13 protein-coding genes are annotated in these 13905 nt (G+C 52.5%); 2 read left to right on the top strand and 11 right to left on the bottom strand.

Features of this window, described 5'->3' with window-relative positions:
- Positions 1-19: 19 nt before the first annotated feature.
- Positions 20-676, bottom strand: coding sequence for a threonine transporter RhtB (locus BB497_10375; protein ID AVI64335.1), 657 nt, complete (start codon positions 674-676; stop codon positions 20-22).
- A 134-nt stretch (positions 677-810) separates the two neighbouring features.
- Here BB497_10375 and BB497_10370 point away from each other — a divergent pair, with 134 nt between their 5' ends.
- A complete protein-coding gene (locus tag BB497_10370) occupies positions 811-1014 on the top strand; it encodes a cold-shock protein (GenBank protein ID AVI63064.1) in 204 nt (67 codons plus the stop codon).
- 131 nt (positions 1015-1145) lie between these two features.
- Here BB497_10370 and BB497_10365 read toward each other — a convergent pair whose 3' ends face one another.
- The 4 genes from BB497_10365 to BB497_10350 form a co-directional block, all read right to left on the bottom strand.
- A complete protein-coding gene (locus tag BB497_10365; GenBank protein AVI63063.1) occupies positions 1146-1985 on the bottom strand; it encodes a hypothetical protein in 840 nt (279 codons plus the stop codon).
- A gap of 65 nt (positions 1986-2050) precedes the next feature.
- Positions 2051-3010, bottom strand: a complete 960-nt coding sequence (locus BB497_10360) for a lipid kinase YegS (protein ID AVI63062.1) — start codon at positions 3008-3010, stop codon at positions 2051-2053.
- A 39-nt stretch (positions 3011-3049) separates the two neighbouring features.
- Positions 3050-5680, bottom strand: a complete 2631-nt coding sequence (locus BB497_10355) for an aminopeptidase N (protein ID AVI63061.1) — start codon at positions 5678-5680, stop codon at positions 3050-3052.
- A gap of 80 nt (positions 5681-5760) precedes the next feature.
- Positions 5761-6246 carry a YajQ family cyclic di-GMP-binding protein gene (locus BB497_10350; protein AVI63060.1) on the bottom strand — a complete coding sequence of 162 codons (486 nt, stop codon included), beginning with the start codon at positions 6244-6246 and terminating at the stop codon, positions 5761-5763.
- 211 nt (positions 6247-6457) lie between these two features.
- On the opposite strand from BB497_10350, the gene BB497_10345 reads away from it, so the two are divergent.
- Positions 6458-7057, top strand: a complete 600-nt coding sequence (locus BB497_10345; protein AVI63059.1) for a cob(I)yrinic acid a,c-diamide adenosyltransferase — start codon at positions 6458-6460, stop codon at positions 7055-7057.
- A 103-nt stretch (positions 7058-7160) separates the two neighbouring features.
- Here the strand turns inward: BB497_10345 and BB497_10340 are convergent, their stop codons facing one another.
- The 6 genes from BB497_10340 to BB497_10315 all read right to left on the bottom strand — a co-directional run bounded on the left by BB497_10340 (position 7161) and on the right by BB497_10315 (position 13768).
- The gene (locus tag BB497_10340) at positions 7161-8456 is read right to left on the bottom strand and encodes an adenylosuccinate synthase (protein ID AVI63058.1); all 1296 of its coding nucleotides are present in this window, start codon (positions 8454-8456) and stop codon (positions 7161-7163) included.
- A complete protein-coding gene (locus BB497_10335; protein ID AVI63057.1) occupies positions 8456-9649 on the bottom strand; it encodes an ATP phosphoribosyltransferase regulatory subunit in 1194 nt (397 codons plus the stop codon). Before BB497_10335 ends, BB497_10340 begins: the two co-directional genes overlap by 1 nt.
- Positions 9650-9848: 199 nt before the next feature.
- A complete protein-coding gene (locus tag BB497_10330; protein AVI63056.1) occupies positions 9849-10733 on the bottom strand; it encodes an HflC protein in 885 nt (294 codons plus the stop codon).
- Positions 10734-12008: an HflK protein gene (locus BB497_10325; protein ID AVI63055.1), complete on the bottom strand. Its 1275-nt coding sequence runs from the start codon at positions 12006-12008 to the stop codon at positions 10734-10736. It lies immediately after the preceding gene.
- A 164-nt stretch (positions 12009-12172) separates the two neighbouring features.
- Positions 12173-13483: a GTPase HflX gene (locus BB497_10320; GenBank protein AVI63054.1), complete on the bottom strand. Its 1311-nt coding sequence runs from the start codon at positions 13481-13483 to the stop codon at positions 12173-12175.
- 36 nt (positions 13484-13519) lie between these two features.
- On the bottom strand, positions 13520-13768 hold the full coding sequence (locus BB497_10315; protein ID AVI63053.1) for an RNA chaperone Hfq: 249 nt from the start codon (positions 13766-13768) through the stop codon (positions 13520-13522).
- Positions 13769-13905 lie beyond the last annotated feature (137 nt).

The following is a 13905-nucleotide window of genomic DNA, read 5'->3' as shown; positions in this document are numbered from 1 at the left end:
TGCTTGAGCTAGCGCCCGGTTATACCGGGCGCTGCTCTAGGGCTAAGCGCACACCAAACATTATCAACACAGCCCCAGTGGCTGCATTTAATGTTTGCGCAAAACGAGCGCTGGCCAGCCATTTACTTGCCCCACCTACCATTAACACAACGCTAATTTGCCAAATATTGGCAATCACAAAATGAACACCGGCTAGCCACAGCGACTTTAATAAAGCAGGGTCTGTTGGCGCGATAAACTGTGGCAAAAAAGCCATATAGAACACGACCGTTTTGGGGTTAAGTACGTTAGAGAGCAACCCTTCTTTAACCGGTTGCCAGATAGATACTGGCGATGCGGTTTGCAAAACACTTTGGACGGGCAATGCGGTACCTCGGCGAGCCGCCAGCAGGCTAGCCACACCAAGCCAAATCAAGTAAGCCGCCCCGGCAAGCTTAAGCAGATGAAAAGCCCATGCTGACTGCAGCAGAATTAAAGAGATACCCAGCGCTGAAATAGTGGCATGCACAAATAGCCCGCAACAAATAGCGATACTCGTTACTACGCCATCTCGAACGCCACCGCGAGCGGTATTACGTATTACCAGCAGAGTATCCACTCCAGGACTTATTGAAAGCAGCGTAATCGCAATCAAAAAAGAAATAAATTGCCCATCTAAAAAGGTGATTTGCACCATCATATAAGCCCAATAGGTTAAAAAGCGTTGCTCATTCGTCGCTGGACGCGCTGTTTTTTTGCTTCTAAAGTGATTTTGGCGAGCACACAATCACCCTGCTCGTTACTTCACTAAGCATGTTAAGGATATGAACAATGGCAACTGGCACTGTCAAGTGGTTTAACGACACCAAAGGTTATGGCTTCATCGCACCTGATGACGGTGGCGATGATCTATTCGCACACTTTTCTGAAATCCAAGCGGAGGGTTTTAAGACCCTGCCTGATGGTCAAAAGGTTAGCTTTGACGTCACCCAGGGTAAAAAAGGCCTTCAGGCATCAAACATCCGCCTAGCCTAGCCATTAACAATTGGCGACGGTGGAGTGACCAACAACACCCCGTCTTAAAGCAGTCAAAACAGCGCCAACTACGCATATCCCTAAGGCCCGAAGTGCGGGCCTTTTTTGTGGGTAAACTCACGCGTGAGGGCTTATTGAGTGGCGTTTAAGCTCTCAAGCTCTACCTCTGTATCATCAGCGTTTTCTTCTGTGTCCGCTTCTTCTGAGCCATCTTCTTGGCTATTAGCCCCCTCTGAACTATCCATTTCAGAACTGTAAGGTTCTAAGCCATCGATACCTGCACCATTGGTACGTTCCCGTTCAATCTCTTCAAACTGCTCGTTTAATCGCTGCTGAGCTTCTTCAAAACGACGCTCAGTATCTTCGATTAGCGCATCAACATCGGTAGCTTCCAGGTCATCCTCTAAACGAGGGCTCTCTGGCAAACTGCTCTCCGTTTCCCAGCTTGAGGAAAAATCGTCACTCTCCATCGGCTCCAGAGCAGTGGACTGCTGCTCTACTTCCTGGAACTGTTGCTCCAAGCGGCGCTGGGCCTCTTCAAAACGGCGCTCTGTTTCAGCAATAACATCATCGACATCTGAACGTGTTGTTTCCCCAGGCATTGCGCTTGCTTCATCTAATGCATCTTCTGGGTCTGCAGCTAAGGTGTCTTCTCCAGCCTGTATCTCTTCAGCGCCTTGGGGCTGCTCTTCATCCAACTCATCTTCGCCTTCAGCGCGTAACGCTTCGGCCTGCTCAAGCTCTTCAGCGGCTTGACGCGCTTCTACATCATCCTCAATTTCTTCAGGATCGGGCATTTCTGCGGCATTCTCTGCTGCTGCAGGCGCATCCTCTTGTTGAACCACCTCATCATCCGATACTGATGATGCACTCTCTTCAGGGGCGACAGTAGGCTCTTCCTGGCTTTCACCACAGGCACTTAGCAGCAGTGCTAGGGCAGCAAGCGCAGGTATCCATAAACGATTTACCATCGAACCATTCTCCTCAGGTGGCTATATTTTAAAATTGTAGCAGCCGCTAAAAATAGCAGCCGCCTTTAGCATCGATCATTCGCTGCCAATAGCGGGCACTCATCAGGTAGCAGCACCTTCAATGCCAGTGGCACAATCTCAACGCAGAATCGGTCATAATGCCGCGCTTCTCCATCCAGCGTTAACGGCCAGGGAGGATCATCTTGTTGGGTGGTCACCGTTAGCTGGCTGACGGTGAAGTAGCTCACATAGCGACCCTCTTTAGGGAACTGCTGCAACTCGCTGATTAACGTTGGCAGTTCTAAAACAGAAGTGAAATCCTTAACCACCAGCACATCTAAGCGGCCGTCATCTAACTTGGCGCTGGGGGCTAATACTTGTCCTCCACCCGACTGGCGCCCGTTACCTAGTGCTAATAGCAGTAATTCAGCACTGCGCTCCTCATCGCCCCAGTGCAGCGTGCCGCGATAGCTTTGGTGCCGCCATGCCTTCAGTGCGCCCATCAACGAATAAGCCCCCCCACCCAGCATGCGCTTTAGCGTTTTAGGGGTGGATGAGGTAATTTCAGCTCCGAAGCCACCTGTCGTCATGTTGACATAGTAGCTGGTGAACTCCTCGCCTTGCGCTTCTGCTGTTACGCGCACCACGTCAATGGGCGACGCTGAAAGCGTCAACGCCGCGGCTAATGCAGGCCCTGGCTCCAGTGGCAACCCAACACATGTAGCGAAATCGTTGGCGCTGCCAAGGGGCACAATACCCATTGCAGGACGCTGATCATGCGCTAGCTGCATCAAGCCATTAACCACTTCGCTGACAGTTCCATCGCCACCGCAGGCAACCACACAGGTTGCCCCCAGTTCAACCGCTTGAGCAGCAAATGTAGCCGCGTCTCCCCCCTCCCAGGTTGAACGAACGATAATCTGCTTGCCTGCCTCTCTTTGCTCTTCAACGGCTTCGCGAAGTTCCGGATTACCGGCAGACTTACCATTAATAATGAGTAAATAACGTTGCTGTGAATCGTCCACCTAGGTTTTCCCTTTCCATGGTTAATTCGCCAGCACCTATCAGGCCAGCGCTTTCTCGACCACCTCAAACACATTTGATGATAGCGGCTCGCGCTTAATGCGCTCAAGCTGCTCACGCATCAACTGCTGGCGCACGTCATCAAAACGCTGCCAGCGAGTTAACGGCGTAATCAGTCGCGCGGCTATTTCAGGATTTATCCGGTTAAGCTCAATCACCACATCCGCTAGCAAAGCGTAGCCTTTGCCGTCTAGGCGATGGAAATTGACTCTATTCTGAGCAAAGGCCCCTATCAACGCACGCACCTTATTAGGGTTTTTAATTGAAAACGCCGGGTGCTGCATTAAATACTCGACTCGTTCCAGAACATCTGGCTGCGGCCGCGATACCTGAATCGTGAACCATTGATCCATAACAAGCGGATCATGCGCCCACTTCTGCCCAAATGCTTTAAGCGCTGGGGAGGCAAGGTCATCGCGGTCGCTATGCACCAGCAGCGTTAACGCATGACGCACATCGGTCATATTATGATCCGCAGCAAATTGCGCTTCACACAGTGCCAGCCCCTGATCATCCTCAATCGACATTAAATACGTCAGCGCTACATTTTTAAGGCCCCGCTGAGCAATTTGCTCTGGCGACGGGGCGTAGCGTTCTTCACTTACGTTGTCATTGTAGATAGTGAGAAATTCATCGCGTAGCGCCATCGCTAGCGATTGGCGCACGAACTCGCGGGCAGCGTGAATCGCATCAACATCAATAATAGGCTGCTGCTCAGCAATGTATGCCTCTGAGGGAAGTGTCAGCATTTCAGCCAGCACGGCTTTGTCGCTCATTTGCCCCGTTAACAGCGTTCTAAACGCCTCAACGACACGTCCATCCATGACTTTTTCGACGCCGTTACGATGAGCGGCAATTAGATCATCCAGCGCCAGCATGGCCAAACGCTGCCCTGCATCCCAACGGTTAAAGCCATCGCTATCGTGGGTAAGCAGGAAGGCTAGGTCTTCACGGGAGTATGGAAAGTGCAGTTTTACGGGTGCCGAAAAATCGCGCAACAATGAAGGAACCGGCGCTTCTGCCACATCGGTAAATACAAATGTTTGCTCATCTTCACGCAGGTGAATAACTGCGTCTTTACCTAGCTTCTCGCCTTCCAGGGTCAGCATTAGGTCTTGCCCTGACTTGGTACCCACCAAGCCCATCCGCACAGGAATATGCAGCGGCAGCTTATCAAACTGGCCCGGGGTTGAGGGCGTGCGCTGGCGTAGCGTGAGGTGATACTCGCCATGGGCATAGTCATACTCGCCATGGGCATCAATTTCCGGCGTGCCTGCCTGGGCGTACCAACGCATAAATTGGCCTAAATCAGCGCCTGAGACTTCCGCCATGCAGCCAACGAAATCTTCAATAGTGACCGCTTGGCCATCGAAGCGCTCAAAATAGAGATCAGAGCCGCGACGGAACGCTTCCCAGCCCAATAGATTACGCAGCATACGCACCACTTCTGCACCCTTTTCATAAATCGTCAGGGTGTAGAAGTTGGTGATTTCAATGAAGTGGTCGGGGCGGATCGGGTGTGCCGTTGGCCCGGCGTCTTCAGCAAACTGCGCTGTACGGAAAAATGATACGTCTTGAATGCGTTTAACGGGTGCTGAATTGGTATCCGCTGAAAAGCATTGGTCGCGAAAAACCGTAAAACCTTCTTTCAATGACAGCTGGAACCAGTCACGGCACGTAACCCGATTACCCGACCAGTTATGAAAATATTCATGGGCAACAATACCCTCAACATTTTGATAAGCTGAATCTGTTGCAGTGTTAGGGTGCGTAAGTACCGCTGCGGAGTTGAAGATATTAAGCCCTTTGTTCTCCATGGCCCCCATGTTGAAGTCGTTTACTGCCACAATCATAAATAGATCTAGGTCGTATTCACGGCCATAGGTCTGCTCATCCCAGGTCATGGCACGCTTAAGCGATGCCATAGCATGCTCTGTTTTATCGAGATTATCCTGCTCTACCCAAAGCTGAAGCGTCACGTCACGCCCACTCATGGTCGTAAAGTGATCTTCAACTTTACGCAGGTCACCGGCTACCAACGCAAATAAATAGCACGGCTTAGGGTGCGGGTCTTCCCAGGTCACAAAGTGACGGCCGCCATCCACTGTACCTTGATCAACGGGATTGCCGTTGGCTAAAAGCACTGGCTCGCTCGTAGCGTCGCCAATCACGGTGACCTTAAAGGTCGCCATCACATCGGGACGGTCAGGATAGAAAGTAATCCGCCGAAAGCCCTCTGCTTCGCATTGGGTGCAGTACATACCGTTGGACTGGTAGAGCCCTTCTAACGCGGTGTTACTGCTAGGCGCAATTTCCACTTCGCTTTCCAAGCTAAACGTTGCGGGTACGCGCTCAATACGTAGCGTGTCGGTATCACGCTGGTAATCTGTATCGGTGAGAGGTTTGCCATCAATAGCGAGCTTAACTAGTGTTAAGTGTTCGCCATTTAGCACCAGAGGAGCATCAGCACTTGCCTCAGCGTGGCGCTCAATCATTAATCGCGCTTTAACGCGAGTCGCGGCGGGGTCAAGATCAAACGTCAGCTCGGTATGGGTAACGTGGTAGGCGGGCGGCTGATAGTCGCTTAAGTAAACCGGCTGCGGATCAGACATAGTGCGTGACTCCTGTAAGCTTTTAAGTGGGAGGATAGCGCCGCATCGGGCGCTATCGCATCAAATGAGTAGCGTGCAGATTAATCGCGGAAGTTATCAAACTGCAGCGGCAACTCAGGACCTTCTTCGCCACGCAGCAGCGCCATCACGTTTTGCAAGTCGTCGCGCTTTTTACCCGTCACACGTACTTTTTCGCCCTGGATCTGAGCCTGTACTTTTAATTTGCTAGCTTTGATGCGCTTCACCACATCTTTGGCTTCTGCCGGGTCAAGCCCTTGCTTAAGCACCACTTCCTGGCGTGCTTTAACGCCCGAAAGCAGCGCGTCTTGAATATCCATGCAACGGGCGTCAATACCACGGGCAATCAAACGGTTGCGCAGCACTTCAATCATCTGTTTGAGCTGAAAATCGACTTCCGCTTCCAGCTGAACTTTCTCGCCTTCCAGAGTAAAGCTTGCATCGACCCCTTTAAAATCAAAACGGGTTTGGACTTCGCGATTTGCTTGGTCAACGGCGTTAGATGCTTCGTGCTGATCAAATTCGGACACAATATCAAATGAGGGCATGGCGTAATTCCTGACAAGACATGACCCACTATTCTAGAGCAGCAAGCCCCTGCCCGGCTAATCCTCTTCCTAAACAGCGAGATTTTTAGTTAGGCAAACACTTATCCAAGCAACAAGCAATTTTATACAAACCTTATGCGCAATGGTGTTAATTCCTTAAAGATCGCTTACCCTAACCAACGTCAAGCTAACCAAGCACCCAGGAGCCACCATGAGTGATCGCGATGCACGCCACAAGGCGTCCATGGAAAAACTGAAAGCCCGCGTAGATGAAAAAGTGGCCAATGCCACTGAGCAGCGTGGGCTGCTGCTGGTAAATACTGGCAACGGCAAAGGCAAAACAACGGCTGCCTGGGGCACCGTTACCCGGGCGCTAGGGTACGGCTATAAAGTAGGTGTGGTGCAGTTCATTAAAGGCCAGTGGGAGTGCGGTGAGCGCAACCGTTTGGAGGAAGACCCAAATTTAAGCGTTGAAATTATGGCCACTGGCTTTACTTGGGATACCCAAAACCGAGAGGCTGACACCCAGGCTTGCCAAGCGGTATGGCAAGAGGCGGAGAAAATGCTCGCCGACCCTGACACCTACTTAGTTGTGCTAGATGAAATTACCTATATGCTGAAGTTCGGATATTTAGATATTGCCACCGTTAAGCAGGCGCTCATCAATCGTCCTGCGGAACAGACTGTGATTATGACTGGGCGTAATGCCCACCGTGAGCTGGTGGCCATGGCAGACACAGTGACTGAAATGCAGGAAGTGCGTCATGCCTTCAATAACGGCCTACAGGCACGCCGCGGTATCGATTTCTAACGTTCTGTGCCGCTAAAAAAAGGAAGGGGCGATCAAATCGCCCCTTCCTTTGCTTACGCAGCTTAACGCGACTTACTTTATGCTGCTAAATCACAACGTATTCTTAGTCGTGAAATGGGTTACGCAGCACAATAGTTTCGACACGATCAGGTCCAGTGGAAATAATGTCAATGCTGGTGCCTACCTGCTCTTCTAAGAAGCTGATATACGCACGAGCGTTAGCAGGCAAATCCTCTACGCGTTTAGCGCCCAGCGTAGACTCTTTCCAGCCTGGTAGGTCATGGTAAAGCGGCTCGATTGCCTCGTAGCCTTCCGAATCAACCGGATTATCCAGCACTTCACCATCTTTACTACGATAGCCAACGCACACGCGGATATTTTCCAAGCCGTCCAGTACATCAAGCTTAGTTAAACAGATACCTGATACCGAGTTGATTTGCACCGCGTGACGCAGCGCTACGGCGTCAAACCAGCCACAGCGACGCGGGCGGCCAGTGGTGGCACCGAACTCATGCCCACGCTCGGCCAGGTGGCGTCCGTCAACGTCAAATAACTCGGTAGGGAACGGACCGGAACCAACGCGGGTGGTGTACGCCTTAGTGATACCCAGCACGTAATCCAGGTATAGCGGGCCAACGCCTGATCCGGTTGCCGTACCACCTGCGGTGGTGTTGGAACTGGTTACGTAGGGATAGGTGCCGTGGTCGATATCCAGCAGCGAGCCCTGGGCGCCTTCAAACAGAATATTATCACCCGCTTTACGAAGGTCATGCACCATGCTGACCGTATCGGTCACCATCGGGCGAAGCTCTTCAGCCATTTGCATGGCGCTGTCCAATACTTCCTGGAAGTCTACCGCCTCTTCACCGTGGTAGTTCACCAGGACGAAGTTGTGGTAATCCAGCACTTCGCCAAGCTTGGAAGCAAAACGTTCGCGGTGAAGCATATCGCCCAAACGCAGGCCACGGCGCGCCACTTTATCCTCATAGGCAGGGCCAATGCCACGCCCGGTAGTGCCAATTTTGGCCACGCCGCGGGCTTTTTCACGCGCTTGGTCCAAGCGAACGTGATAAGGCAGAATTAGCGGACAGGCAGGCGAAAGGCGCAGGCGCTCACGCACCGGCACACCTTTGGCTTCCAATTCGCGAATCTCTTTGATGAGCGCTTCGGGCGATAGCACCACACCGTTGCCAATTACGCAGGTTTTGCCGGGACGCAACACGCCTGAGGGAATCAGGTGAAGAACTGTTTTTTCACCGTCAATCACCAGCGTGTGACCAGCATTATGGCCGCCTTGGAAGCGAACAACCGCTGAGGCTGACTCGGTAAGCAGGTCGACAATTTTACCTTTACCTTCATCGCCCCACTGGGTACCCAGGACTACGACATTCTTACCCATTATGCACTCGTCTCTTGTGTCAGGGCCGTTGTCTGCCAACGGCCATCAATAAACTCAAGACGGCGGTCACAACTGTGCTCCGCCGGCCCAGTACGCTGCCCAGGCAGCGCTTGAATAACGCGTTCACCCTGCTCGCGTAGCGCAGCAATGGCCGTGTTAAGCGACTCCTCTTCTTGGGCAGGCGCCCAAACAGCCCCACCGCTAGGTGATGCTAACGACAACGATGCCAGCTGTTTTAAATCCATTGAAAAGCCAGTCGCTGGTCGCGCTCTACCAAAGGCACGGCCCGTATCGTCGTAGCGTCCGCCTTTTGCAAGCGCATGTCCATAGCCTGGTACATAAGCCGCAAACATCATACCCGTGTGGTATTGATAGCCGCGCAACTCTGCTAGATCAAAATAGAGCGATACATCAAAACGTGCCAACACTCCTTTATAGAGCGCCTCTAACTGATCAAGCGCTGCGGTCACTGAGGCAGGCGCACCAGCAAAACGCTCGCGGGCCTCGCCCAGCACGCTTGCATCGCCATGCAGTTCGCCCAGCGCCATTAGCATATCGGCCAGCACGGGGTCACTAACACTAGCACTGACCTGCTCAGCCAACTGCCCGGGCGACTTTAACGCCAGCGCTGCAAACAGCCCTCGCTCTTGCTCATCGCTCAACGCAGCTGCTTCTACCAGACTCCGGTAGATGCCAATATGGCCTAGCGCTAAGTGGACCTCTTCAGCCCCAGCGGCTTTTAGGCTAGACAGCGCCAAATGAATAATTTCGCCGTCAGCCTCCAAGCCTGCATGACCGAACAGCTCAACGCCTACTTGAACCGGGCTACGCCCGCCTTGGTGCTGGTCAGCTTTGGCACGTAGCACATTAGTGCAGTAGCACAGACGCACCGGCCCTTGACGCTTTAGCGAATGAGCGTCCATACGCGCTACCTGTGGGGTAACATCAGCAGACGCCCCCATCATGCGGCCGGTTAATTGATCTGTCAGCTTAAACGTCTGGAGATCTAAATCGGTGCCGGTACCGGTGAGCAAAGAGTCCAAAAACTCCACCGGCGGCGGCATTACTTGGTCGTAGCCCCAGCAATGGTAGAGATCAAGCAGCGCACGGCGCAGCTCTTCCATGCGGCTTGCCTGAGGCGGCAGCACCTCATCCATGCCGTCGGGCAGTAGCCAGCGGTCAGCGATGGTCATGTGAACAATCCTGCGAGACGATGAAGGCCCTTCTACCCAGCCCCTCTGCTACGCGTTAGATGCGCATCCAGGAGAGCATTAGTGAAACGAGGGCCACAAAAAAACCGGGCGACGCCCGGTCAATAAAGTCTATCACGTTTGTGCGCCAGATGAACCCCAGCAGTCATGCATCATGCCTGCTGGGGTTCCGGCAGCAAACTTACTCGCCGGTGTTGGGCGCTGCGCTGCGCAGGTAGCGGAAGAAATCGCTATCTGGCTCAAGCACCAGCAAGTTGTTATCGCCCGCGAAGCTTTCACGATAAGCGTTCAAGCTACGCCAGAAAGCGAAGAACTCCTGATCCTGGCTATACGCCTGGGAGAAGATAGCGGCCGCTTCGGCATCACCCTCACCACGCAGCGTTTCAGAACGCTCGTTAGCTTGGGCTAGCAGTACCTGACGACGGCGATCCGCATTGGCGCGAATCCGCTCGGCCTCTTCTTGACCCTGAGCACGCCACTCACGGGCTTCACGCTCACGCTCAGAGCGCATCCGCTCAAATACCGCCGCCGAAACATCTTGCGGGAGGTCAATACGCTTGATACGGATATCACGTATCGCCACACCCAGTTCTTCACGCATTAGCTCGTCGAGTTCAGATGTTGGCCCTGTCATCAGGTCATCACGACGTTCTGCAATGATTTCCTGCAAGTTAAGTCGACCAAACTCGTTACGTAGGCTCTCGTCGACACGCGGCTGAATCAGGCGAATAGCCATCAACTCATCGCCCGCAGTCGCTTCGTAGTAACGTGTCGGGTTGATTACCTGCCATTTTACGTAGGAATCAACGATGACAGCTTTCTGCTCAAGGGTCAGGTAACGACTTGTGTCGGTATCCAACGTAAGCAGACGGGTATCAAACTTACGGATTGTTTGAGCAATCGGTATTTTGGTGTGCAGACCCGGCTGGATATTCTCTTCAATAACCTCACCAAAACGGAGCTTAACAGCACGTTCGGTTTCATCCACCACATACAGGCTGTTACTGGCCAACCATGCCACGGCGGCAAGGCCACCTACGATTAGCAGGGATCGATTATTAATCATTTAGCGGCCCTCCCTGCGAATGGAGCTATTACCTGAGGACGACGAACTACCTTGACCACTGCGCAGAGAATCTAATACGCGCGGATCAATCGCCTCACTGCTATTACTGCTGCTGTTACTACTGCTAGAGCTACCGCCACTTGAACCGCCTCTCATTTGATCTAAGGGCAGATACATCAGTGGTGCATTTTCACTAATATCTAGCAAGACCTTAGGTGTGTTACCGAAGACCTCTTCAATAGCATCCAGGTACATACGCTCGCGCATAATCGCGGGCGAATTTTGATACTCGGTTAACAGCGCATTAAAGCGGTTAGCCTGACCCTGTGCTTCAGCAACTACCGACTCGCGATAACCCTGCCCCTGCTCTACCACACGCTGCGCCTGACCCTGTGCAGCTGGAATAATAGCGTTGGCATACGCCATACCTTCGTTAATCGTACGCTGACGATCTTCACGAGCACGAATAACGTCATCAAAGGCATCAATAACCGGTTCGGGCGCTGAGGTTGACTCAATGTTGATGGTTTGTAGACGAATACCTGCTCCATAGGCGTCTAGGTAAGACTGAAGACGGCTTGCCACCGAGCTACCTAGAATTTCACGACCCGATGTCAAAATATCAATCATGTCGGTGCCACCCACTACGTGACGCAGTGCGGAGTCCAGAGCATTCTCGATAGAAAGCCCTGGATCTCGAACGTTAAGTACGAAATCACGCGGGTTAGCCACTTGGTACTGAGCGGAAATTTCCACTTCGACGATGTTCTCATCGCGGGTAAGCATTGATTGGGTTTGCGATACTGAACGCACCCGCGTCACGTTCACCATGCGCACATCATCAATAAGCGGTGGGTTCCATTGTAAGCCAGGGTCGACAATGCCCTGGTATTCACCAAAGCGTAGCACGACACCGCGTTCCGATTGGTCAACCAAATAGAAGCCTGACGCAGCCCAGATAGCCAAGGCAACAATAACCAGCAGACCGGGTAGGGCCAAGGAGTTGCGGGGCTTACCACCATCCCCTTTACCACTCCCTTTACCACCACCCCCTTTTTTGCCACCGCCTAACATACCGTTAAGCTTGTCTTGGAATTTCTTTAGCGCTTCGTCAAGGTCGGGAGGCCCTTGATTATTGCCGCCGTTGTTACCTCCGTTATTGCCACCATTATTACCGCCGTTGCCACCACGATCTCCGCCGCTGTTATTACCGCGTCGGCCACCGCTGCTCCAGGGGTCGTGCTGGTTACCACCACCAGGCTCGTTCCAGGCCATACTTCGTCTCCACTAAGGTGTTCACCTACACGCGGCCTTGTTCAGAAAGGGCCGTCGTGCTTTTTAATATTATTGCTATATCAATCTTGTACCATTTTTCTACAAACAAGTAGATAAAAACTGAAAGCAGGCGTGTTGCTAGGGCCTACTATCAGCGTCAAAAGCTACCATTCATCAGTTTCGCGCAGCGCTTGCGGTAAATAGGTATTAGCGCGCTCGCCTAGCTGGGCCATTAGCTGATTAAAGTCTCGCCTTGGCAAACGCACATCTAATACTGAGTGCCCATGCTCGTCAAAAGACTCTTCCCGTACAGCGTTTAATTCATGCAGTCCCGCTCTTAATTTGCCCTGCTCAGGCGAAAGCGTCAGCGAAAAGCCGATAACATCATTTGCCAGGCGCTCGGTTAGCGCTTCATGTAGCAATTCTAACCCTTGACCTTGCTGAGCAGACAGCCAAACAACTTCAGGTGAACCGTGGCCATCGCGCTCGATGCGTGGCGCACTATCCAACCTATCAATTTTATTCATGACCTTAAGAACAGGCACACTGTCGGCGCCTATTTCTTCTAGAACGCGATTCACTTGCTCTACGTTCAAGTCTCTGTCTGGGTCAGCCGCATCAATCACATGCACCAACAGCGATGCTTCGGCCGCCTCTTGCAAGGTGGCACGAAACGCCTCGACCAACTTATGGGGAAGATGACGAATAAAGCCTACCGTATCGGCCAACACAACGGGACCAACATCTTCAATTTCAAGGCGCCTAAGCGTTGGATCGAGCGTCGCGAATAGTTGGTCAGCCGCGTATACCTCAGCGTTCGTCAACGCATTAAACAACGTTGACTTACCCGCGTTGGTATAGCCTACCAGCGATACACTGTGGATTTCTGCCCGCGAGCGAGCGCGACGGTTCTGCTCGCGCTGGCTGCGCACTTTATCCAGTCGCTTATGGATCGATTTAATGCGAACACGCAACAAGCGACGGTCGGTTTCAAGCTGAGTTTCACCAGGGCCACGGAGGCCAATACCGCCTTTCTGGCGCTCAAGGTGAGTCCACCCGCGAATAAGGCGCGTAGACATGTATTCAAGCTGGGCAAGCTCTACTTGCAGTTTGCCTTCGTGAGTTCTTGCCCGCTGCGCGAAGATATCAAGTATCAAGCCAGTACGGTCAAGCACACGACACTTAAGCTCACGCTCAAGATTGCGCTCTTGGGAAGGTTTTAACGTGTGGTTGAAGATCACCAGTTCGGCTTCGTGAGCAGCGAGCATTGCCCGCAGCTCCTCCAACTTACCTGTCCCTATGAACGTACGGGAATCAGGACGCTGGCGGCTAGCTGTGAGCAATGTCGCGGGCTCTGCACCAGCAGAGCGCACGAGTTCCAAGAACTCACCCGGGTCTTCACGTGCTTGTTCATCATGGAAGTCAACGTGAACAAGTACTGCCGTTTCACCGGCATCTGGGCGTTCAAAAAACAATCAATACCTCATAGACTCTCTTGCTATCCAGCGGGCTTAGATGTCCGCGTCAGGCGCGGCTGGATCTTGTGCTGGCAAGCGCACATTGCGCGAGGGCACTACCGTAGAAATAGCATGTTTATAAACCATCTGACTGACGGTATTACGCAACAAGATGACAAACTGGTCAAACGATTCAATCTGGCCTTGCAGCTTAATGCCGTTTACCAGGAAGATAGAGACCGGAATGCGCTCCTTGCGCAAAATATTCAGGTACGGGTCTTGAAGGGACTGCCCTTTGGACATGTTGCTCTCCCTAAAACTGTCGTTGGGGTTGGTTATTAATGGCGTGCCCTACTGGTGCTACGCCGCAATCTTGTTGCCCGAAAGGCCTGGTCAACCGGCCACTCGAAAACACTTGCTTACGAACTGACTATCTTACG

The sequence above is a fragment of the Halomonas sp. GFAJ-1 genome (assembly GCA_002966495.1).
GTDB lineage: Bacteria > Pseudomonadota > Gammaproteobacteria > Pseudomonadales > Halomonadaceae > Vreelandella.
This window is presented reverse-complemented; position numbering and strand designations above follow the sequence as displayed.

Excerpts from the sequence above, each read along its gene's own strand:
- BB497_10375 (AVI64335.1), bottom strand. The coding sequence starts at position 676 with ATGGTGCAAATCACCTTTTTAGATGGGCAATTTATTTCTTTTTTGATT.
- BB497_10370 (AVI63064.1), top strand. The coding sequence starts at position 811 with ATGGCAACTGGCACTGTCAAGTGGTTTAACGACACCAAAGGTTATGGC.
- BB497_10365 (AVI63063.1), bottom strand. The coding sequence starts at position 1,985 with ATGGTAAATCGTTTATGGATACCTGCGCTTGCTGCCCTAGCACTGCTG.
- BB497_10355 (AVI63061.1), bottom strand. The coding sequence starts at position 5,680 with ATGTCTGATCCGCAGCCGGTTTACTTAAGCGACTATCAGCCGCCCGCC.
- BB497_10350 (AVI63060.1), bottom strand. The coding sequence starts at position 6,246 with ATGCCCTCATTTGATATTGTGTCCGAATTTGATCAGCACGAAGCATCT.
- BB497_10345 (AVI63059.1), top strand. The coding sequence starts at position 6,458 with ATGAGTGATCGCGATGCACGCCACAAGGCGTCCATGGAAAAACTGAAA.
- BB497_10340 (AVI63058.1), bottom strand. The coding sequence starts at position 8,456 with ATGGGTAAGAATGTCGTAGTCCTGGGTACCCAGTGGGGCGATGAAGGT.
- BB497_10335 (AVI63057.1), bottom strand. The coding sequence starts at position 9,649 with ATGACCATCGCTGACCGCTGGCTACTGCCCGACGGCATGGATGAGGTG.
- BB497_10330 (AVI63056.1), bottom strand. The coding sequence starts at position 10,733 with ATGATTAATAATCGATCCCTGCTAATCGTAGGTGGCCTTGCCGCCGTG.
- BB497_10325 (AVI63055.1), bottom strand. The coding sequence starts at position 12,008 with ATGGCCTGGAACGAGCCTGGTGGTGGTAACCAGCACGACCCCTGGAGC.
- BB497_10315 (AVI63053.1), bottom strand. The coding sequence starts at position 13,768 with ATGTCCAAAGGGCAGTCCCTTCAAGACCCGTACCTGAATATTTTGCGC.